17 protein-coding genes are annotated in these 22,805 nt (G+C 30.7%); 8 read left to right on the top strand and 9 right to left on the bottom strand.

The window, feature by feature from the left end; translation table 11 throughout:
• Positions 1 to 109: 109 nt before the first annotated feature.
• From ACODH8_RS12340 to ACODH8_RS12380, 9 genes are all read right to left on the bottom strand, one after another.
• Positions 110 to 2,569 (bottom strand): DNRLRE domain-containing protein, encoded by a 2,460-nt coding sequence (locus ACODH8_RS12340; protein ID WP_420517752.1) that lies wholly within the window; start codon positions 2,567 to 2,569, stop codon positions 110 to 112.
• Positions 2,570 to 3,493: 924 nt separating this feature from the next.
• The gene (locus tag ACODH8_RS12345) at positions 3,494 to 5,611 is read right to left on the bottom strand and encodes a heavy metal translocating P-type ATPase (protein WP_420510856.1); all 2,118 of its coding nucleotides are present in this window, start codon (positions 5,609 to 5,611) and stop codon (positions 3,494 to 3,496) included.
• Positions 5,604 to 5,966, bottom strand: coding sequence for an ArsR/SmtB family transcription factor (locus ACODH8_RS12350; protein WP_167800656.1), 363 nt, complete (start codon positions 5,964 to 5,966; stop codon positions 5,604 to 5,606). Before ACODH8_RS12350 ends, ACODH8_RS12345 begins: the two co-directional genes overlap by 8 nt.
• A gap of 475 nt (positions 5,967 to 6,441) precedes the next feature.
• Positions 6,442 to 6,867, bottom strand: coding sequence for a hypothetical protein (locus tag ACODH8_RS12355; RefSeq protein WP_117974266.1), 426 nt, complete (start codon positions 6,865 to 6,867; stop codon positions 6,442 to 6,444).
• A gap of 84 nt (positions 6,868 to 6,951) precedes the next feature.
• A complete protein-coding gene (locus tag ACODH8_RS12360; RefSeq protein ID WP_420020997.1) occupies positions 6,952 to 7,578 on the bottom strand; it encodes a helix-turn-helix transcriptional regulator in 627 nt (208 codons plus the stop codon).
• Between the two features lie 395 nt (positions 7,579 to 7,973).
• Positions 7,974 to 8,267 carry a hypothetical protein gene (locus ACODH8_RS12365; protein ID WP_420020998.1) on the bottom strand — a complete coding sequence of 98 codons (294 nt, stop codon included), beginning with the start codon at positions 8,265 to 8,267 and terminating at the stop codon, positions 7,974 to 7,976.
• Positions 8,268 to 8,334: 67 nt separating this feature from the next.
• Complete coding sequence (locus tag ACODH8_RS12370) at positions 8,335 to 8,475, bottom strand: hypothetical protein (RefSeq protein WP_420020999.1); 141 nt, start codon at positions 8,473 to 8,475, stop codon at positions 8,335 to 8,337.
• A 655-nt stretch (positions 8,476 to 9,130) separates the two neighbouring features.
• Positions 9,131 to 9,757: a hypothetical protein gene (locus tag ACODH8_RS12375; protein WP_420021000.1), complete on the bottom strand. Its 627-nt coding sequence runs from the start codon at positions 9,755 to 9,757 to the stop codon at positions 9,131 to 9,133.
• Between the two features lie 5 nt (positions 9,758 to 9,762).
• Entirely contained in the window at positions 9,763 to 10,647 is an 885-nt protein-coding gene (locus ACODH8_RS12380; protein WP_167807658.1) for a ParA family protein, read from the bottom strand.
• Between the two features lie 1,155 nt (positions 10,648 to 11,802).
• Here ACODH8_RS12380 and ACODH8_RS12385 point away from each other — a divergent pair.
• From ACODH8_RS12385 to ACODH8_RS12420, 8 genes are all read left to right on the top strand, one after another.
• On the top strand, positions 11,803 to 13,314 hold the full coding sequence (locus tag ACODH8_RS12385; protein ID WP_420021001.1) for a primase C-terminal domain-containing protein: 1,512 nt from the start codon (positions 11,803 to 11,805) through the stop codon (positions 13,312 to 13,314).
• A gap of 912 nt (positions 13,315 to 14,226) precedes the next feature.
• Entirely contained in the window at positions 14,227 to 14,646 is a 420-nt protein-coding gene (locus ACODH8_RS12390) for a hypothetical protein (protein ID WP_420021002.1), read from the top strand.
• Between the two features lie 486 nt (positions 14,647 to 15,132).
• Positions 15,133 to 15,462: a hypothetical protein gene (locus ACODH8_RS12395; protein ID WP_311877491.1), complete on the top strand. Its 330-nt coding sequence runs from the start codon at positions 15,133 to 15,135 to the stop codon at positions 15,460 to 15,462.
• A 225-nt stretch (positions 15,463 to 15,687) separates the two neighbouring features.
• Positions 15,688 to 16,875, top strand: a complete 1,188-nt coding sequence (locus ACODH8_RS12400) for a hypothetical protein (protein ID WP_420021003.1) — start codon at positions 15,688 to 15,690, stop codon at positions 16,873 to 16,875.
• Between the two features lie 79 nt (positions 16,876 to 16,954).
• Positions 16,955 to 17,215, top strand: coding sequence for a hypothetical protein (locus tag ACODH8_RS12405; RefSeq protein ID WP_420021004.1), 261 nt, complete (start codon positions 16,955 to 16,957; stop codon positions 17,213 to 17,215).
• 36 nt (positions 17,216 to 17,251) lie between these two features.
• On the top strand, positions 17,252 to 22,012 hold the full coding sequence (locus tag ACODH8_RS12410) for an InlB B-repeat-containing protein (protein ID WP_420021005.1): 4,761 nt from the start codon (positions 17,252 to 17,254) through the stop codon (positions 22,010 to 22,012).
• Positions 22,013 to 22,086: 74 nt separating this feature from the next.
• The gene (locus ACODH8_RS12415) at positions 22,087 to 22,335 is read left to right on the top strand and encodes a hypothetical protein (RefSeq protein ID WP_420021006.1); all 249 of its coding nucleotides are present in this window, start codon (positions 22,087 to 22,089) and stop codon (positions 22,333 to 22,335) included.
• Between the two features lie 31 nt (positions 22,336 to 22,366).
• Positions 22,367 to 22,804 carry a hypothetical protein gene (locus ACODH8_RS12420; protein ID WP_420517753.1) on the top strand — a complete coding sequence of 146 codons (438 nt, stop codon included), beginning with the start codon at positions 22,367 to 22,369 and terminating at the stop codon, positions 22,802 to 22,804.
• Position 22,805 lies beyond the last annotated feature (1 nt).

Raw genomic sequence — 22,805 nt, forward strand, 5'->3', positions numbered from 1 at the left:
TTCCTCAATATTTTTGAACAGTGAATGTTTGAAGTAACTTTTTAGTCAAAATCAGTTGATAGGGATATTAGTGATACATATTTCAATAAAATGTACCAAAGAATTAAAGCTATGAATTATTCAGGTTGTATGTTCTTACTAAATTTATTGAATTACCTCGACCAGAGATACTGAAATCTTCTTCTGTTAAAATCAAATTTCCATTCAATGCATTCACTTGTCCTCCACGAACTGGAATACTTGTTCCAAAATCCGTCATACCTAGCTTATCAGCTTGGCTTTCTGGAAGTACGGGCATTGCTGCTGCTGACCAAGCACTTTTTTCATGTTTATTGTCTTTTCTGTATGCTTTTATACGGAACCAATAATTCATATTTGTAGCGTATTTAGTATCCGCATTTTTGTAAACAGGTCTAGGGTCTTTTGCTAATTCAGTACCTTTACCATCTGTATGTAAAAGATATTTTCCCGAGTTAATTTCTTCTTTTGTTGGCCAAATACCTTTTCCTTGAGTAGTCCATGAAAATTTCTTCCCAACATCAAATGTTTGATACTCTTTTCCATTGAAGACTAATACCTCATAACCATCTGCTAATGGAACTTCTTCCCAATTTAAAGATACATAGCCACTTTCCTCTTGAGAAATATTACTATAAGCTTTAGCAAGTGGTACTTTTGTTTCTCCTATTGGTAAATAAGTTCGAACAAAATCAGAGCTAGGACTATTTCCGCCAGGATAGATAGCTATTACTCGAACATCATAACCTGAAACACCTTTTAAACTAGATGTGGCTCCAGAATTATGAACATTTTCATAAAATGGTTGTGGATCTAGAGCCAAGTCCGTTCCTTTACCATCTGTTCTAAATCTAGTGGCGCCATCTTGAATTTCTTGTTCAGTCGGATAAATACCTTTTCCTTTGGTAGAAAAACTAGTGACATTTCCTACAGGAAAAGCTATATCTTCTTTTCCACTTGAAATAGTTACTTGATAGCTAGTAGCTCCAGCTACTTTTGGCCAATTGATTTCTAAATGTCCTGTTTTTTGATTATTATGGGCAACGCCTTTTACAGTTGGTTTAGCTGGTTTGTTATAAGCATATGTAATCTCAAAATAGGGAACATTGTTTGTATTTTCAGCAGCTATAACTTGCTTCCAATGATCATCTTGATTTAAAGTAGTTAAACTAATTCCATGATTAGCTCTTTTACCAGTGGTCCAATCTTGAACAAGCTTTGTTACATCAAAGTTTGCCCACTGAGCTTTTTTTACATTTGTTTTGCTAATAAATGTATGACTAGGTTTGTTATTCCAAGTTAGCTTTTTAGGGTCCCAATTTTGATTAACAGCGTTTAAAGATAATTCATTAGATTTATTATCATATGAATGCCAGATATTGTATGCCTTAAACTTTGCAGACTGTATTGTAGCCTGATTTATTTTACTCATATCTGCTTTAAAATATGCTTGGTTACTTTGAGTATCACCGTATTTACCTATCCACAAAGTATGTGCTTTTAATTGTGGGCGCCAAAGACTTGAGCCACTGTAATTTACTGTAGCATTTGCTTGTCGTGCATTAGCATCTTGTAATTTATTATAGGTAATACTTGGGTCAATATAGATTGGAAATACTCTATCGTCAGATTGAATCCATTCTAAATCCACACGTAATGCTAACTGATATATATTTCCTGATAAGTGAAAAATCTCAAAATTCAACGATTCATTAATCTCTCCAGAACCTAAACCTTCATCAAAATTTGAATCTGTCATCACAGGACGTGGTATTTCATAGATAATTTCACCTTTGTCATTTTTGAATGTAACTTCACCAGTTTCCTCAACTGTTGGTTTTAGAGGTGTGTCTAACTCAAAATAATAAGTATTATAATTATTAGACGTATTTAAAATGAAATCTTCCTTCACAGATTGATTGAAAACTGTTTGTCTAAAATCAACATTTGGTAATACTTCTTTATATAATCCTTCGTTTTCAGTAATTTCAATCTCTTTATCAATTGCAGCTGTGGTTATACTTTCACCACGAATTTCTTCTTGATTAGTCTCATTTGATTGTGTTGAATTCTTTTTAAGACTAGATACTTCTGAAGCACCCTTAAAAGAAAAAGAAATCATTTCTTTTTCTTTTCCAACAATTTGATATAACCCTTGTTCCATTACTTTTAAAAATTGAGTCTTAATGTCAACGTTTACAGGACTAACATTAATATCATTATCTGTTAACTCTGGCTGTATTTTTTCTAATTGTTCAGTATCTTCATTAGTTGTATAAATTGGTTCTTGATAAATCTGTTTGGTGAACGTTCCATCATGATTATCTAAAACTTTTTCATTTTCTGTCCGTTCACTTAGTATTTCAGTAGGTTTATCGTCAGTTGATGTATCCTGCGAATCTACCAAATAAGGTTGAGATTCAGCGAAAGGTTTCTTTGGAACATCTGTTACTTCAGCAAATACTAGTGTTGAAGGTATAAAAATAGATCCCAACAATATCCCAACACTACTTAAAATTCCCCTTTTAAACCACTTTTTCTTTTTATTCATTCCTTCTCTCCTTATAAAATTGTCTATTTAATTTATTTTAAATAGCTCATTGATTATATATATTTACAAATATGTTTGTCACTATTTTTTTCAATAAAATAGTATTTGTTGTTTTAACACTGATTTAATGGACAAAATTATAAAAAATATTCATATAAAGTTAGTGAAAAAATTTAATTAGTTATTTGCATAACATTCCTTTAAATTATTGAGTAGCACTATACTTATTATCATTTCTATTTATCATTTCTATATTAGGTTGAGAGAACATCAATCTAAAAAGAATAAACCTATCAAGGATTTTTCTAGTCATTCGGTTTAACAGTCGATTGACTTATTCACACTTGATAGGCCATTTAATTATTAGTAAGGATTTTTTCAAATTCTCACGCCTTTCTGATATTACTTCTAGATCTTTTAATCTTCCAACACGTAGCCTATTTTGTACATGCTAATTAGTTTTCCTTTAAGTTGCTGCGTTCACTATTTGATTCAATAATAATCTTTAAGTGTTAAAAACTAATTATGGGAATTTATCGTTCCTTACAATTAATTTATCACATATAAAGAAAGCGTTATTAAATGAAAAGGCTTACCTTATATATTTAATGAGATTTTATGGACATATGTTTTTTACACTTTAATTTTTTAATAAAATCAACAAAAATTATATAGCTCAAATACTTTTAAGTTTCTGACCTAATATTTTCAATTCTCACCTTAACATAATTTCATTAACGAAAAAAAACGAAAAAAAATTAAAACCTTTTTAAACAAAGGTTTTGATTTCTATTTTTGGGTACACCTTTTCAAATTCACAATATTATCATCTGAATGGGTTGGTATTGTTGTTGAAATCCGCCAGGATGTTTTGACTTGGTATGACATCAGATTATGTCTACCTAAGGGTTAAATAACTATTTCTTACTTCTGTTTCATCAATCTCAATCCATTAAGTGTTACTAATAAAGTTGCTCCCATATCTGCAACAATAGCAATCCAAAGTGATAACCATCCTGGAATAATTAGTAATAAAGCTAAGAATTTAATACTTAAAGAGAAAGTAATATTTTGTTTGATAATTTTTAATGTTTTTCGACTAAGATTAACAATAAACGGTAACTTTTGTAAATCATCACCCATTAAGGCAACATCAGCTGTTTCTAAAGCAGTGTCCGTTCCAGCTCCACCCATTGCAATTCCAACAGTTGCTGATGCTAACGCAGGAGCATCATTTACTCCATCACCTACCATAGCCACTTTACCATATTTTTCTTTAAGCTCTTTAATATAATCTAACTTATCTTGTGGCATTAAATCACCTTTAATGTCTGTCACACCAACTTGTTCTCCAATTGATTTAGCTGTTCTGATATTGTCACCAGTTAACATAATTGTATGTTCAATGCCTAACTGATGAAGCTTAGCGATTACTTCTGAACTTGACTCTCTTAATTCATCAGCAACTGCGATGATTGCCAAAATATTTTGTTCTGTTCCAAAAATCATGACGGTTTTTCCTTGTTCTTGTAACTTCTCATAATTTTTCATGATACTAGCTTGCTTAATTAATTCTGAATCAAATAATTTAGGACTTCCAACAAAATAAGTTGTCCCTTGATAATCACCTTTAATTCCTTTACCAGTTACTGATTTAAAATTCAGAATATCGATCATTTGATAGTTTGACTCTCTTTTATCAGATTCTTTAATAATGGCTGAAGCTAAAGGATGTTGAGAAAGAAATTCTAACGCTGAAATGATAGATAAGTACTGTTTTTCTTGATTTGTATCACTTACAACAAAGTCTGTTACAGAAGGTGTACCTTTAGTTAAAGTCCCTGTTTTATCAAAAGCGATTGCTTTTAATTCTCCGATTTCTTCGAGATAAATACCTCCCTTTACCAACACGCCATTTTTTGCAGAGTTTCCAATAGCAGATACTATTGAAACTGGTGTTGAAATAACCAATGAACATGGACAACCAACAACTAATAATGATAAGCCTTGATATAACCATGTATTCCAATCGCCACCAAATAATAGTGGTGGAATAATTATTATTAGAGCAGAAATAGCCATTATAGATGGTGTATAATATTTGGCAAATTTATCAACAAAAGCTTGTGCTGGGGCACGTTCTCCTTGTGCCTCTTCTACTAAATGAATAATTTTAGCTATAGTCGTATCATTGACATGTTTAGTTACTTCTACTTCTAAAATACCTTCTTCATTTAAGGTTCCAGCAAAAATTTCGTCATTAATTTGTTTTTCTACTGGAACAGACTCACCCGTTATTGCTGCTTGATTAACAGCAGAATGTCCTTTAATGACTACTCCATCCATAGCTATTTTTTGCCCTGGTTTAATAATCATAATATCTCCAATTTGAATATCAGAAACATTTATCATTTTTTCTTCATTGTCTCTTCTGACCAAAGCTTCTTTTGGTGCTATATCCATTAACGAACGAATAGATTGTCTTGCTTTATCCATTGAAAAACGTTCAAGAGCTTCACTAACAGCAAACAAGATAACAACAATTGAACCTTCTGCCCATTCACCAATAATTGATGCTCCTATAATTGCTACTGTCATTAAAACTTCCATTGAAAAGTTTAATTTAGATAAATCCTTAATTCCTTCTGTAAATAAACTAAATCCACCAATAACAATAGCTGATATAAATAAGCTTTTAGTTATAATATCGTTTTCGCCTGCAGTAGCTCTGAAATAAAAAGCTATCGCTATTAATATTACTGAAATAACTAAAGTCCAATTACGTTTTAAGAAAGAATCTTTTTGTACTTCTTCAGGTTCTTGATTATCCTCATCTTGAATAATTAGATTTTCAAAAGCTCCAGCAGACTTAATTTCTTGAATAGAAGATGTTCCCTCAACTTTAATTTTTCCAGCACCAAAGTTTACTTTTGCATCTGTTACGCCTTCAATGCTTTTAACATTTTTTTCAAATTTAGCAGCACAATTCGTACAACTTAATCCCTCTACTCGATATGTTTTACTGGAAGTTTCTTTACTCATAACTATCACCCTTTTCTAGTTGTTTTCCTAAATTTATCAATTCAACAATCCTATCATCAGAACTAAAATAATAAACTAGTTTGCCTATTTTTTTACTATCGACAACACCTAATTTTTTTAATGATTGCAAATGATGTGATGTGTTTGCCATAGTTGCTCCAATAATGTTGGCTACGTCACATACACATAGTTGCTCTTCGTAAGCTAAAGCATGTAATATTTTGAATCTATTTTCATCTGATAAAATTTTAAATAAAGAACTTAGATCTTTGCTATTAGTATTTTTTAATCTCTCTTTTGAATTAGTTACTTGCTCCTCATGAATACAAGTAATCTCACATATTTCATTTGTCATATTTATTCCTCCAAAATTATTCATTCAAGTTTACACTTGATTATACAGAAACAGACCACAATAATCAAGTGTATATTTGATTGTTTTGATTTAGCTAGGTATACGTGATTATGTTAACTCTACCCTACAAATAATTCAAAGCCCTCAGAACAATTCTGAAGACTTTTTTACTAGTAGTAACTATAGTTTATATTAACACTATCATTTTAATAAATTTTACTTGGCTCAGGTATCTTTAAGTTTCTGACCTAATATTTTCAATCCTAAAATTATTAATTTTAATATGATATATACAATAACAATTTCCCATATTCACCTTAACATAATTTCACTAAGTCAAAAAAAAGCAAAACCTCAATTTAATAAGGTTTTGCTTTCTACTTTAAAGTAGACCTTTTCAGATTCACAATGTTGTCGTCTGAATACCTTGGTATGGTTGCTGCTTGGTTAAATAGAGATTATGTTAAGCAAGTAGTTAAATAACTATTTTCACTTCTGGCTCATTCTCAGTTACTACAGAAATAATACTATTGAATGTACAAATTTCGTAATGAGTTAGTTTTAATTTTTCTGATTTTGCTAACCCATGCGAAGCTTTTAAATAAGGAATCGCTATTGTTTCATTTTTTACATAATCAAGCATAGCAGATTGTTTATATGTTCTAAATAAATGACCTTTAAATCCTGGAGTGTACGGAGCATATATTTCATCATCAATATGAATAGAAATATAATTCTCAAAATATAATTCTATTTGGGGTACATTTCTATTAACCTTTTTATTTTTTTTTTCAATTTGAAACAATCTAATCCATAGTTCACTATCAGTCTGTTTTAAGAAATCTAATTCCAAGTCATTTTTATTTTTCAATAAAGTGTCATATGTCAATTTATCATTCATTTTTTGTTACTCCGATATTTTTATTTTTTTAATTATATCATTTCAATTTAACTCGGTATAATGCCACTTATGTTAACTATTTGACTAAGGAGTAGCATGGTATTCTGAATTAGTTAACCCTGGTGCTTCTCTTTTTATTTCTTGAAAAATAAATTCCATTTCATCATTATTATGAGCTCCCATGTTGAATGAAAGAACTATGTGGTCCTCTCCGTTGTATACATATATCTCATTATTTAGATTATTAATATAATTCTCAATAAACTCTTTGAAGTCAGTATATGGTGTCTTGGGAGCTAAAACAAAGGTTACTGTATAATTATATAATTTGTCCAACTCTTTTTTCTGCTTTTGTACTTCATTACTTTTTTCAGTTATTTCATCAGCTTGATGCCGGATAGTTTTCACATTAACAAGATTCAATACTGTCATAATAAAAACACTAACTAGCAATACAGGGACTATATATCTAGTTAATTTATTCTCTTTTTGTCTATCTTCAACTATTTCTTCTATCAGCAATATCTCAATAGATATACCTAATAACTCTGATATTTTTATCACATTTTTTTTACTAGGATAAGTATCACCTAACTCCCACTTAGATATACTCTTATCACTAACATCTAATATTTCAGCTAATTCTTGCTGAGTAAGAGAATTAGCAATTCTATATTCTTTTAATTTTATTGATAGGATAGATTCACTCATTTTACTCACTCCTTAAACATTGATACTTCCATTATTACTTTTTTAAACTCTTTATTACAGGAACTTTCAAAAATAGAGTAAGAAATAACTGAGTATAACGTCGCTTATGTTAACTATAAATAATTCAAAGCCCTCAGAACAATTCTGAAGGCTTTTTTACTAGTAGTAACTATAGTTATATTAATGCTGACACTATCATGTTAATAAATTTTAAATGGATCAGGTGTCTTTAAATTTCTGAGCTATATAATTTATTCTTCAGCTATTTAAACAATTGAAAATTCTTCTATATTAATATTTAATTGAACCACTCTTTCCTACCACTTTCTAAAGACTAGCGATTTTTAATTTTTACTAATCTACACTTTTTGAATATCTCTAGGTTATTAATTTTTTTAAATTCCAAAAAAAAAATCATTATCTTGCGGCTCTGAAGGCGGAATCAGACTCCTATAATCTTCATTTTCATAATTAGTAACATTAACCTTTATTATTTTTGGATCTTTTTCTAACGAAAAAGAATATTGATTAACAGACATATAATCATCTGAATTTTCTTCTAACAACAAAATTTCTTCAGCTATATTTTCAAGAATATTTTTAAAAAAAGATTCAACTGGTGTCAATCCTGTGTTACGGTCAATATAATTTTTTAGGTCATATTTAAAATATAGAATATCCTTTTCCACTCGATTATCAAAAAAAGATTCTTCGTTTCTAAAAACTCTCTGAAGGTCATTATTATTAGGTATAGAGTTACTTCTGAATGGATTTTAAGTATTCTTTAACAAAAGATGTTTCTTGTCCAGATAGCTCATTTTTTGAGAATTCATCTGCTATTTTTAGATATTCTCCTTTAACTTTTACAACTCCACGAATACTAGTGTAAGTCCCCAATGATAACACGTCCTTTCTAGTGTCATTTTGTTAAGCTTAGTATCATTTGTTAATGAAATTATTTTAGTTGTATTTTAATTTCAATAGTATTTGTTACTTTTCTAATTCAAGAAACGCTCCTCTACTCATTTGATAACAGCAAAATATTTAGGATATCTATACATTTACACTTTTGCACAAGTGTAAATGATTTATATAATAAGAAGTAGCTAGTACAACAAAAATTCTATCAAATACGTAGTAAATAGGTAGTACAAATTTTTAAGAGTAGAATCAATGAATAAAAGACTATTATAGAAATCGTAACGGGCTTAAAGTATTTACATATATTATTTAAGTTTTTTAATGGTGATTTATTAAAGAATTACTTTATTTTCGGAGTATTCAATGTTTTACTTAATTAAGTACTACCTTACAAGTAATTAGGTACTACTTTAATTAAAAAATGTGTTTTATACGTTTGTACCTTACATTGATATAATTACTAATATTGGACTTAAAGTTATAGACACTAGTAACAATAGTAGATTATCGTTATTAGTGTCCATAATCAAAATGAAGTAGTACTTAATTTTGCAATTAAGTACTACCTAATATCTGAAATAAAATAAATTACAGTAGTAGTTAATTGTTTTTTAATTATCTACTACTATAATTATTTTATGCCCCACCTTCTCTTTAATTCTATCTCAGTTTCTTGTTCAATATCTGACACATCACGAATGATTTCTTTTCGCTGATTTTTTTCAGGTATTGTTGGGAATTTTTCTCTAAATATTTCTAGATCTTTAAGAACCGCATGATAAAGTTCATGTTTATCTTCGAGTGACAGATGTTGTCTAATATACTCATCTAAAGCCTTCCTTAAAAGTTCATCACGTGATAATTGCGTTTCATATTTTTCTACTAAATTTCTGGAAGTAGAATTTAATAAGGCAGATAACTTTAAAGGTGATTTTGCAGAATATACCCTATCAAACTGTCTTATTGGAGCTCCCGCTCCCTTTGGATTTTTTATTTGTTTTTTTGAATCCTTAATAGTATGCTCATCATCTTGTTTGAATTTATCTATATTTTCGTTAGCTGCAGGAAGTTCTTTTTTTAAATCATTAGTTTCTTTTAATGTTTCATTATCAATTTTTAAACTTTCTGTAACTTCAATTAATGTGGATTCTTCAGCAACATTTTTTTTCTCTTTATTAGCCTGTTCTCTCATTTTTTTTAGACCAGGATTATCGCCACCAAAAATACTCAAGCTTTTTATATCAGTTTGTTTAGCCATATGTATTACTCCTTATACCATTTTTCATGTACTTCTATTTCGTTTAAAATATTTAGAAATAAATTATGCGCTTTTCTATCCCATTGCTTTAATTGACCACTTTTGGTTTTTTCGGTTGTGATTCCTGAACCATCATATCTTTTTAAGCGAGCATTTTTTAGAACTACATTTTCAAGTAAGTGTTTTCCATAAATTATTTTAGCTTGCTCATACATTTCAACATCTACACTGTCCCCAGACTCAAGCATAAAAGGAAGTACCCCAGCAATATATAATGGACTACCGAACTGTTCAACAAAAAAGTCCATGTATTCTAAGTATTGTAAAGCATTTCTCATTGATTTAACTTGCGTTTGTAGTACTACAATTGCCCATTCTGCCATATACATAGCGGACTTACTATAGACAGATATTGATGGTGGCACATCAATATAGATGACATCAAATAATTCAAAAAGTGGTGCTAATTTTTCTTCCATGTATTTAAATTGATCTATGGAATTTGGTTTCTTTTCTTTAATCCAGTCATCATATAATTCAAATGACATATTTGCAGGTAAAATGTATAAGTGATCGATTATTTGATAAACAGCATCTGTGGCAGGAATATCATTCATTAAAACATCTGTAATAGTATTATCAAAAACTAAAGGTTCACCATTTCCCCCACCATCTTCAGTGTGGTAATTCATGTGAGTAAGATTCATAACATCTGAAGTATTTCCCTGCATATCTAAGTCAATAATTAAGGTATCTTTCTTTTTTGCATAAGCAGATTCAAAACCCAACATTTGTGCAGTTGTACTTTTACCTACTCCACCTTTAAAGTTACCAATCTTATATATTTTTGCTTTTGTACTACGTTTAAATGGCAGTTGTGTAGCAGACATAACATTACCTACTTTCATAATTCAATATATTTATTAAATAATAACATACTACCGTAATTAAAACAATATTTAATTACGGTAGTATGTTATAAAAAGACTAATAATAGCAAGGATTCTGTTTATTAATAAATAGTAGTAAGTAATTAAACTTAATTATGGTAGTACTTTTAGACATAAAAGGTAGTAAATAATTAAATATTTATTTTAATTAAAGTAGTAGATATTCATTAATAATGGTAGTACTAAATTGATTATATATAAATATTTAAGGTAGTAGATTATTATTTACTAGGTAGTATGTTATTAAAAAATAACATTAATAATGGTAGTACCAAATTAATAATTAAGTAGTAAATACTTTAAATACTTTAGTTGAAAAAGTAGTACCCAATTTAATATCAGGTAGTAACTAATTGCATATATAGGTAGTAGATAATTGAGGAATATACAAAGCAAATTGAAAAATTAGCCTTTATATCAATCTTTTTAGAAATGATGTGGTAGTAAGTAAATACGTTTGATGGTAGTAGGTAATTAAAAGTAAGGTAGTAACTAATTGATTAAAATAATTACTAAAAGTAGTAACTAATTATTATATTAGGTAGTCAGTAATTAAAAAGAAAGATAAATAAGGTAGTATATAATTTGATTTGTGGTAGTACTTTATTAATACAAATATTTAAATAAGGTAGTAAGAAATTAAGGGGATAGGTAGTACTTTATTAATAAATTTAATCACTTTAGGTAGTATTTAATTAAAATCTGGGTAGTAAGTAATTAAAATGTAGTTGATTCGAAGTATTAACTTTGATATTGTGATGTTGTATAAAGTTGTAATAGTTGATTAAATTACAGCTTTACTTTTATTTGAAACTAGTCTAGTATTTTAGGCAAAATAAAAAACTTAGAAAAGAGAACGGCAATTCTCATTCTAAGTTAGATTACTTTTTTACGGTTCTTTGGAAGAACTGCTATTTATCTATATTTTCATTACACTGATAATAGCAATTTTTTCGAAAAAAATCAAGGTAAAAAGGCTTATTTCTTATACTCTTTTTTTAAAAGTAAGCCTGTTTTTCCAATTTTTTAGAACCGATTCATCTTTTAAGGGATGAGTGGGTTCTTTTTTAGGTTTTAGGAAGGGAGGATATCAGGATGTCGCAAGTTGAAAAATTAATTGAATTGATCGTTAAGAACGGACTAACAACGTACAAAACTAAAAATAGTCGTCATAAATATATTCGAGAAACACCAGTTGTTAAGGACAAGCAAGGTGTTGTCTTTGGGTTTCGTACTAAAGAACATATGACTGACTCAAGAGGGTTTATCATGAGTTCGTTGGAAAGCGTTCTTGAAAATCAAGAAAAATTATCACATTGGACGCCTAATATCTTTTCGTACGGCGGTTATAACAAACAATCAGTTTATGGTCACTCTGAAAATAACTTGATTCGTTTGAATTGCTTTGTTTTAGACGTAGATACCAACAATCCTAACTTTTTAAATGACTTGATGATGGCAAGTATAGATACAGACGAACTACTACCAACAGCCATTTTAAAAACACCTAAAGGTTACCACGTTTACTACGTGCTGGAAGAACCAATGTTTGTTTCATCTGCTAATAACTATAAATCGTTAAACGTGGCTAAGTTGATTTCAAGCAACTTACGACGTTCTTTTGCGGAACAATTATCTGGTATCGACGTGACGTGTAATCACTTCGGTATCTTTAGAATGCCAACTAAAGAAAACTTAATTCATTTTGAGCCAAACTTTGTTTATTCGTTTAAGCAGCTAATGAACTGGTCCATGAAATACCAGGACAAAATCAGTTTTGAATTCACGCTAGATTTAAAGAAAAAGGCTAAAACAGCTCGACAAGTAGATGAATCTTGGTATAGAGAATTAATGAATACGGCTAAAATCAGAGGTAACAAGGGTGAAATAGGGCGAAATAACACTATTTTCACCTGTTCTTTGGCTTGCTATTCAAGTGGTTTGTCTTTTGAAGAATGCTACGACGAAATGGATCAGTTTAATTCTGAGTTAAAAGATTTTAATGGTCATTCAGCCAGTTTAAAAGATTCTGAAGTTGTAAAAATTATTAAGTCTGCTTACAGTGGGAAATACACGGGAGCAAGTAAAGAGTTCATTCAGGAATTGCTTAGTTTGTATACTGGTTCAACTTATAATCCTAGCGTGCGTCAGAATGGCCGTGTGGCACGTGAAAAATGGGTAAAACACGCAAAACCTAGAGAAGAAAGAGAAAAATCTCACTACAAAGAATGGGCTGAAGATTTAATTAACTACATCAACAAAAAAACTACTTCCGCAAGACCTTATATTCAAACAGACCGAGAAACAATTTGTAAAGCACTAGGTATGCCTGAAAGTACGTATAAAGATTTAATGCGTCAACTGAAGAAAGAAAAACGTCTTTATGTGGAAGCTAAACGTGGCCGTAATGGCTATACAAAATTAGCGACTAAAAAATCTATGGCCGTCACACTAAAGAACAAAAAGCAATACTTGTTTAATCACTATATGGACGTTCTGAAGCGTTACTTTGAAGATAGCCCTATGTTAGTTCGATTTGTCCAAAACATTGAATTCCAAGAAACAAGAGACCACTCAGAAATCCTTTTATTTGAGGGAGTTACTTAATATTTTTAAATGGACGAACTGCCAATAACATAATTCTAGAATCCTGTTTGTTGGTTTGAGTGTTTAGAAAAGATATTTATAAAGAGTGAGTCGGGTTGCTTTAGCAACATTTTTTAGGCGAGAGTTTTCCTTAGAAAACGGCTGGTGTACCAGGTTGCTGAAAGCTACAAGCGAGACTTTAGGCTCGTTATGTCTTTTAGTGAAGTAGGGTTTATTTTAGGATGAGGTTGGAAGTATAGAGGAATATTTTACTTTATGTTATTAAAGTTAGTTGATGATGTGTTATTTTCTAGCATCTTGTTTTAAAATTAAACATTTTAAACTATGGTTAATCTTTTTATTTAAAAATGATTAACTATTTAAGAAAATGGAAAAAAAGAACACGAATTATATATCTTTTGATTAACTATTAGTGAATTTCACCGATATAAGTTAAGGAGCATTGATTTTAGAGATTAAGAGACACTTAAAAAACTTTTGTTATTTGAGTGCTTGACTTTAAAAATGTGGTGGGTTATCTTGTAAACAGGTAATGATTTTGTCGAACTATAAAATTATACAAAAAAAGAGCCCTACCAAGTCTCGTCGTTGAAGATGTTTACTGACATCTTCAAGAGTCATTGACAATGATAGGTCCAGTTAAGACTAAACTAAAAACCAGTCTAAACGGAGTTGCTCTTTGATGTTGCAGTTTATAGCCACAACAATAATAGTATAACAGATTGACACTTTATTTGTGTATTTTTTCTTTGTATTGATATTCAAGGAATAATGAACATGTGAAAGATGTATCTAATCTATTGTTGTTGAGGTATAAGCAGTGTCAGAGGGAGAATTCACGTTTTAGTGGGTTCTCCCTCTTTTTTGTTTTATTTTCGCTAATTCAAGCCTAGAAAGGAACTAGTGATATGAGTGGCAAAGGGATTAACTATTTCTTGTGAACAGCTTCATCAAGTGACAACGGATGTTAAATTATTCAATGGTCAAGTATGGGAAATCAGAAAAGGCGGCAATGCTTTTCGCTTTACAACCCATTTTGTAAATGGAAATCGTGCGAAACGTGTTTATTTTGAAGCTTCGAAATTGGAAGATATTTATTCTATGATAAAAATCCTTTATGACAAAAAAGGACGCGAAGTTGCTTCTCGTTTGAATGAAAACAGCCGATTGTTAACGACACGTCACAATAAACTTTGGTGTTACGCAAAAAAAGAGCAAAAACAAATAGATCAGGCGTTTATGTTGTATGTGCTGGTTGAAGCAATAAGAGATAAAGAATACAAAGAAACCATTCAAAATTATTGGGAAATGAATGAAAAACAAATGAAATAACCGTAACAAACAATTGTGTTTGTTACTTGGATATGTTGCTTAGTGTATGAAATTTTAGACTTTTTTTGTTTGCTAAATTCATTAGCAAACTTAGTTGTAAAGCGTTAATGACAAATGCCTACAACGCCTAATTGAATATTAGTCGGGTATTAGAACGCCCCTTTAAGCTTATCAGCACGGCTACTAAAGAGCTTATCGTAACCAGCATACAAATAAGACTGGTGTCTGCCGAAAACATAGAAGGATTTGCCAAGACTTATCATGTTTCTAGTGATAACGAGCAAATATTCTGCCTTCTTAGGAGTTAGATTTCTCCGATTGTAAAAATCTTGCGAATGTATTTAGTTCTAACTTTTCAAATTTGGTAAACAAAAGGTGTCTAATAGACAACATACAAAAGTATTAAAATGTTGAAAGGAGAGAGTTTTTATAAACAGTCAAAAAAATTGTAAAACTCTGTTTTTAACAGTTGGAAAAGAAGTAACGTTGACGTTTACAAAAAAGAAAAAAAAGCTGGATCGTTTAGTGTCAATTAATTTAAGCGTGAATAAGCTCTATGAACTTATGAACAATGGCTTAGTTGATAAAGCTGGCTTTTTAGAAATTGGTAGAGTATCACTGTTAACACGTAGTAACTTTAAAACAACTGTTGTGATTGATATTGCTAAAACAAAAGCTAATTGTGAGGGAAAAGACATTTTCTTAAATGGCGATTTCCAGCTATTAGTTGAAGAATCACAATATATAAGCAGGGATGATTTATATGTATTAAGTAGAAAAAATAGACAAACTTATGAAAAGGAGTTAAGACCATGAATTTAACGGGATTTGTTATTGTTTATCTAGGGGTTTATGTAGTAGGTAGAGTCATTTATAAGAAGTTTATTGCAAAGAAAAAGATTGAGAAATAAGTGTTGATAGCTGATAATACTATTGTGTAGTTGTTATTTATATTAACTAGAATAATGCTGAAAAATGTTATTCTAAGATAATTAGAACTAATTAATTTTGTTACTTAACTAAAAAATAGGAGTGAGTGAGTTGAAAAGATTTGGTAATTTAGGAACTCGAAAAAAAGCTTTAATAATTGGTGGTTCAGTTATTGTTCTTAGCTCTGTTGGTTTGTTTGGATTTAAGCAGTATGATACTAATCAACGTGTAGAAGCAGCTCAAGAGCTAACGACTAAAAATATTGATTTCAAGGTAATTCAAAAAGGTATTGACTCATATGTAATAGAAGATGGTTATCTATCTAAGAATGTTTCAAGTGACCAATTAGAAAAAAATACTAATCAATTAAAGAAATTAAAAGAATTTTCTAAAGCTGATTATATAGATGATAATGAGCGAAAAGTATTTCTTAAAAAGGTATCTGATGCCAATCAACAAGTAGATTTAATAGCTAACAAACTTGATACTCAAAAACAACTCAATGCCTTATTCGAAGGGGAAGTAATCATTGAGAATGAAGTAAAAACTGATGGAATTGTTAAAGAAGATGTTCAATCAGTAGAGCTTGATTTGAAGGGATTTAAAACAGAAGATGATTGGTTAAAGTCAGTCAAAAAGGAAATAGAAATAGTAGGTAATCAAATTAAGTTAAAGTCGGAAGCAACAAAATCTGTCGAAACCTTTTTTTCTCAAGATAAAGTAAAAGAAGGGGTAACTCGTAAACAATATGATGAAACAGTTAAACAAGTAAATGCAGTTAAAAACCAAAAAGTTCAAGAAAAACTAAAACTGAAACTATCAGAAGTTGACAAGGAATTAAATCGTTTAGATAAAGTTGCGAAAGAAAAAGCAGAAAAAGAAGCGAAAAAAACTGGCGGAACAGTAGAGAAAAAAGAAGATGGTTCTTATACAGTTGTTCCATCTAAAAAAGAAAATAATCAAAATAGTAGTTCCGTAGCTGTACCTAGCGAAAATAATGGGACTCACAACTATTCATCAAACGAAAATGGATCTAATGGTTCAGCGACTAATTATTATAATGAGACACCATCGAATAATAGTAACTATTCAAGTGGTGGACAATCAACAGGTAATGTATCGCCTAGTAATGGTGGAGCTAGTAGTAGTACTGGAAGAAATAATTACACAGAACATAGCGTACAAACTAACCCACTTACTGGTGGGGATGTGTACGGAGGCACTTTAGATAATGTTGATTTAAACAATTTTGATATTACAGATATGCCAGGTGTTGAATATTATAATGGAAATAAATAAAAAAGTAGGTAGACGAGTATTTAGTCTACCTACTTTTTTATTCCAAAATTTATTCTAGATTAGAGAAAGGAGGTGAAGCTTGATGAATGAGAGGACCAAAAAGCTTATGGATGATTTGGTTCAAGAATGCCAAAAAGAAGGGGCTAGTTGCGTAGTTGGTGTGATTAGTAGTAATTCACCTGTTGAAGTAGTAACTGGTGGTAATGGGTTAGATGTAGCTATGATTTTACAGGTAGGTATGAATTCCGTTGTAGAAACAACAGGAATTCCATCTGAGGTCATGGGTAATTTAATTGGTAAAGGATTTAATAGAGAAGGAGTGCTTGCTTATGATATGTAGGATAGAAAATAAGTTAATTATAAGTGAGGTGTCCTAATGAAAAAATTAAGACGTTTGCCTTCTTTATGGTGGCTAATAAGTTTTCTCTTTATTAGTCTATTATTTTTTCTACCAAAAGATGTGAACGCTGCAACGGGAAATAGTACAGGAAAAGCAGCGAAATATTATGGTGGTTACGAAACATCTACACCCTGGATAACTATTAATGGTATTCCAGCATTTTGTATTAACCCTGATAAACCTTGGCCAATAAATCAGTCGTATGCAGAAAAAGTTTATTATGATGTAGGAGTCTACAATATTCTGTATTATGCAGAACAAAAAGGGTATTTTACAAAAGAAAGTACCTATGTTGATACTTTTGTAGCTTTGAATTGGTACTTAGGCCATAGAACCTATAGGGCTCAAATGGAAGATCCAACTGTAAAATGGCTATACAATAAAGCTAAGAATCCTGATGCACCTCAAGGTAAATTTGATATTCAAAATAAAGTTCAAACAGCTACTTTTAAAAGCGGAAATACTTATCAAGAAACAAGTTGGTATAAACCTGTAAGTAGTGGAAATGGAATTAAATATACATTAACTGTTCCAAAAAACATTACGTTAGTAACGAGTGATAATAAAACTTATCAATCGGGAACGATAACGTTAAATCAAAATCAACAATTCAAATTAAGAGCTAATGCAGATTATTCAGGAACTGTTAATTTAAGTGCAAATACAAATGTTTTATCAAAGTATGCTTTATTATTTTTACCAATATCAAGTAATGTTCAAAATTTAGTATCAATTCAACAAAAAAATGATCCAACTACAATACCTAATATTAAGGCAACTTTTTACAAACGTACCGCAAAAGGTAACGTGATAAAAAAAGATAATGCAACAGGTGCTGGGCTTTCAGGAGCTGAATATCAAGTAAAAAATATGACGACAGGTAAAACTTGGTCGGTTACAACTGGAAAGAATGGCTCTATTTCATGGGGTGAAACTACTATAGGTGATAAATTACAAATTACCGAAACAAAAGCACCTAAGAATTACATACTTGATGCTACACCTAAATCAATCACGGTTAAATCAGGGAATAATGATGTGATTTTTAAAAATGAAAAAATGGCTGAATTACAGTTAAAGAAAATTCAAATTTATACAGGAAAAGCTGAGAAGGGTTTACCTATAAAGATTTTTACAAAACGGGTTCAAACCAGTACAGAAGCTAATAAATCGAGTGTAGAGATTAATGTGTATGATGCTGGTACATCTAAAAAAGTGTTATCACTACCTTATACGATTAAAGATTTACCTGAAACAATTGAGTCAGTTATTCCGTCCAATGTGTTAACAGTCAATCAAAAAGTAACTTACATTGCTAAAATTGAAAAGATTGATTCAAAATCTACCTTTATCACTAAAGGCTATGAGAGTGTTGATACTGAAGGTTATTCATCTTCTGAAGCTAACTTAACAATAAAAGCTTCAGAAAAAGAAACACTTAGTTTTAAAGGTGTGGTTATGACAGAGCGAGAAGTTGGAAAAGATATTAAAAGGTATTATGAAACGTTTGATATGCCTACCAATAAAACTAAAGAGCAAAAAACAGGCTACGGTTTTACACGTGATTTTGCTACAACCTATACAAATGATTTACAGACTAGGTTTGATTATGACTTAATCATGCAAGTTGATTCTAAGCTGGTAGATAGTTTTTATCAGGTATCAGCGAATGATACAATGAGCGACGTTCGTTTAGAACAAACTTTACGTAGTGATTTTGATGGAAAAGATAAGAGATCATTTCAGCTGCCGCATGTTCATGTTGAAAAGAAAACAGGAAATATCTTCATGGATAAACAAGTAGAAAATAAAGATAATCGAATTCGTTATGAACTACGCGATGGTGGCCGTAAATTTTATGTACCTGTATGGGGAGAATTAGGCGAATATAATATAGCGTTAAAAAATGACCAACCTGTAGGAGTCAATCAAATTAATTTTAGTGTGACAGATACTATTAATATTTACGCTCAAATGGTTGCGACACAAGATTCAAAAACTAAAGATATTGACGAGATACTTATTCAACCAATAGATTCAAAGAATGCTTTTTCTAATGGAATTCCTGATAATTTTGGTTATATCTCCAAAGGAAAACGGTATTTAACTGATGAAGAAAAAGATTTCTTTTATGAAAAGAAATCGAATGAACAGGTATTAATTACTTATCAGGGAGAAAGTGGTAAAAGTATTTCGTCTGAAAAGGTAAATATCGGTCAATCTTACCGTATATCAAATGAAATACTAGTTAAAACAGGTTACTTCTTTGATGGGTGGCAATCGTCTGTAGATGGTAAAACGTATCAAGTAGGAGATATTATTAAACCCTCTGAAAACGTGGTATTTACAGCCGTTTGGACGACTAAAAAAATAGCTGTTGTTTATGATGCTAACGGTGGAATAAAGTCCCCTGTGAATGAAAATTTACAGGCTGGAACAACTTATACTATTAGTAGTGATTATCCAAGTAGAGAAGGTTTTACTTTCAAAGGTTGGAAATCCTCGCTAGATGGAAAAGTTTTGCCAGCTGGTAGTGTTATGACTATTACAAAAGATTTAACGTTAACGGCCCAATGGGAAGTTATCAAGCGGATAATAACTTATGATGATGGTCAAACAAAACAAGAAGTTACTGAAGTTCAAGGAGCTACGCACAAAATTTCAATTGCTAACCCTACTAAAGCTGGTTTTACCTTTAAAGGTTGGAAATGGGATAGGCTATACAAAAAAGACGAAACAATCAAAGTAGAAAATGAAAATATTTTATTTGAAGCTGTTTGGTCAAGGAATGAAATAGCTATCACTTATATTGGAAATGAAGGTCAAAATATTCCTGATAATGATACTAGTTTTGCATTAGGAAACTATACGATTGCTAGTGATCAACCATCAAAAGTTTATTCTCATTTTGTTGGTTGGAAAAATTCAGTTGATAATAAAATTTATCAGCCTAAAGAGATTATTAAAACAGGTGAAGTTGATATTCGCTTGTTAGCTCAGTGGGAAGATGAAACCTCTAATATTATTTATGATTTTAACGGAGGTACTGGAAACTTCGCTAATAGCAAACAATCTATAGGAAAAACATATAAAATTCCAACAGGAACGGCTACAAAATTAGGGTATTCATTAACTGGTTTTGAAAATAGCTATGATGGAAAAATTTATAAAGTTGGGGATATAATCGACGTACAAGAGGAAGATACTACTTTAACGGCTCAATGGGAAACAGGACGTTATCAAGTGTCTTACGATTCACTAGGCGGAGATAAGACTCCAGATAGTGAAACAATTGGTTATAATCAGTTGTTTTATGTGAGGGATATTATTCCAGCAAAAGAGGGATATGTATTTAAAGGATGGAAATCGTCACAAGATAACAAGGTTTATTTAGTAGGTAATTCATTTGTTGTAACAAAAGATATTGTATTAACGGCAGTATGGGAGCTAAAACAATATACGGTCAATTACAACTTAAATGGCGGAACAGGAGCTGTAACCTCGGCTACTGTTAAACATGGTGAAAAACATACTGTTAGTGCTACGATTCCAACAAAAGAAGGCTATACATTCAAAGGTTGGAAATCTTCAATGGATAGTAAAATTTATGTATCAGGCAATCAAATTGTTGTTATGAAAGATATGACTTTAACGGCTGAGTGGGAGATTAAGAAATATTCAGTTACTTATAGTATGAATGGTGGAACAGGAACAATTACTACCGCAACAGTTAATCATGGAAGCACTCATAAAGTGAGTTCAGTTGTACCAGCTAAAACTGGCTATACATTTAAAGGCTGGCAATCATCTTCAGATAGTAGGCTTTATACATCAGGAAATGACATAACAATTAAACAGGATACAACATTAACGGCAATATGGATTATTAATCAATATACTGTTACCTACGGTGTTTCAGGAGGAAATGGTTCTGTTAGTCCAGTAACGGTTAATTATGCTAGTAAGTATCAAGTGAGTTCAATTGTACCAACTAGAGAAGGCTACAACTTCAAAGGTTGGCAATCTTCTGTAGATAATAAAATCTACTTTGCGGGTGATTCTATTGAGGTGACAAGTGATGTATTACTTCTTGCTGTGTGGGAACTGAAACAATATACAGTAACGTATAACCTAAATGGTGGAACGGGACAATTTAATGCTTCAACAGTGAGTCATGGAACGCTCCATACAATTTCTATTGAGCTTCCTAAAAGAACAGGTTATATTTTCAAAGGTTGGAAATCTTCGTTAGGTGGAAATGCTAATATTGGTGGTAAGTTTACAGTTACTGATAATACTACCTTAACGGCCCAATGGGAATTAAGAACCTATTCTATTAACTTCATTGGAACTGACAATAGTAAAATTTCATCTGAGTTCTTGTCACTTAAGAGTGTACCAGGGAAAACTACTGCTAAACATGGAACAAATTACACGTTAGCAGCAACTAAACCACGTCGTATTGAATATACTTACGAGTTTACATTTACGGGGTGGAAAGAGAAAAACACTGGAAAAGTTTACCAACCAGGTTCTAAATTAACAATTGATGGAGATAAAACTTTTGTGGCTCAATGGAAAACAACAGGAAATATTCATATTGTTGTATATGGTGACACACTTTGGAGCTTATCTCGTAAATACTATGGTGATTCTCTTCAGTACAATAAATTGAAAACCTTGAATAAACTTAAAACGGATCGAATTGATGTAAATCAAATATTAAGATACAAATAACTAGAAGCACCTGACATTTTTCTTATAATGTGAGGTGCTTTTTTATTGATTATAGTATGAAAGGAAAGGATGTTATGAAGTCAAAATTACAAATTAAACGTGAAAGTGTAGGTATTTCAATAGATGATTTAGCAACAAAAAGCTTAATGTACGGAGAATGTGGTTCATTTGGTCACATGATATTAACGATAAAATCAATAGAGAAAGGTGAGTTACTGTGTTCAAAACCTCGTAAAACTTATGAATGGGCATGTTTAGCTGAAGCTTTAGGATGCTCGGTAGATGATATTTATTATTCATTTGATACTAGGATAAAAAATTAAATGGTCAAAAACGATTAAATTGGAGTGAATTATGAAGATGGCAAAAGTAAGAGACGATATTTTACTAACTGCAATAAATGGGCTAGAAAATAAAGACTACAAAGTAGCACTTGAAAAAATTATGATGTTAGCTACTCTATCTGATAAACAAACAGCGTATCAAAAAGGTTTTGAATTAAGTTCAAAAGCTAGAGGTCTTGTGACAATTGAAGATATTAATCTAAAGTATTACAAAGCAAAATATGGTTATCTTAATAAATACCCAGTTATTCAGTTAACGTTGGACTACATTCAAATGCCAAGTCAATTCTTTCTAGAAATATATCGTTTTGAGTATATTCCGAAGGAGGTAGTTTTGAAAGAAGTAGGTGAATTGATTCAATCTATTCAGTTTAAAAGAAAACTCAGTTCTATCTACGGTGGTCAAATAGACGACACCTTAAATTTGTTTAAATCACTTTATGCTTAGA

The organism is Vagococcus fluvialis (genome assembly GCF_048815235.1).
GTDB lineage: Bacteria > Bacillota > Bacilli > Lactobacillales > Vagococcaceae > Vagococcus.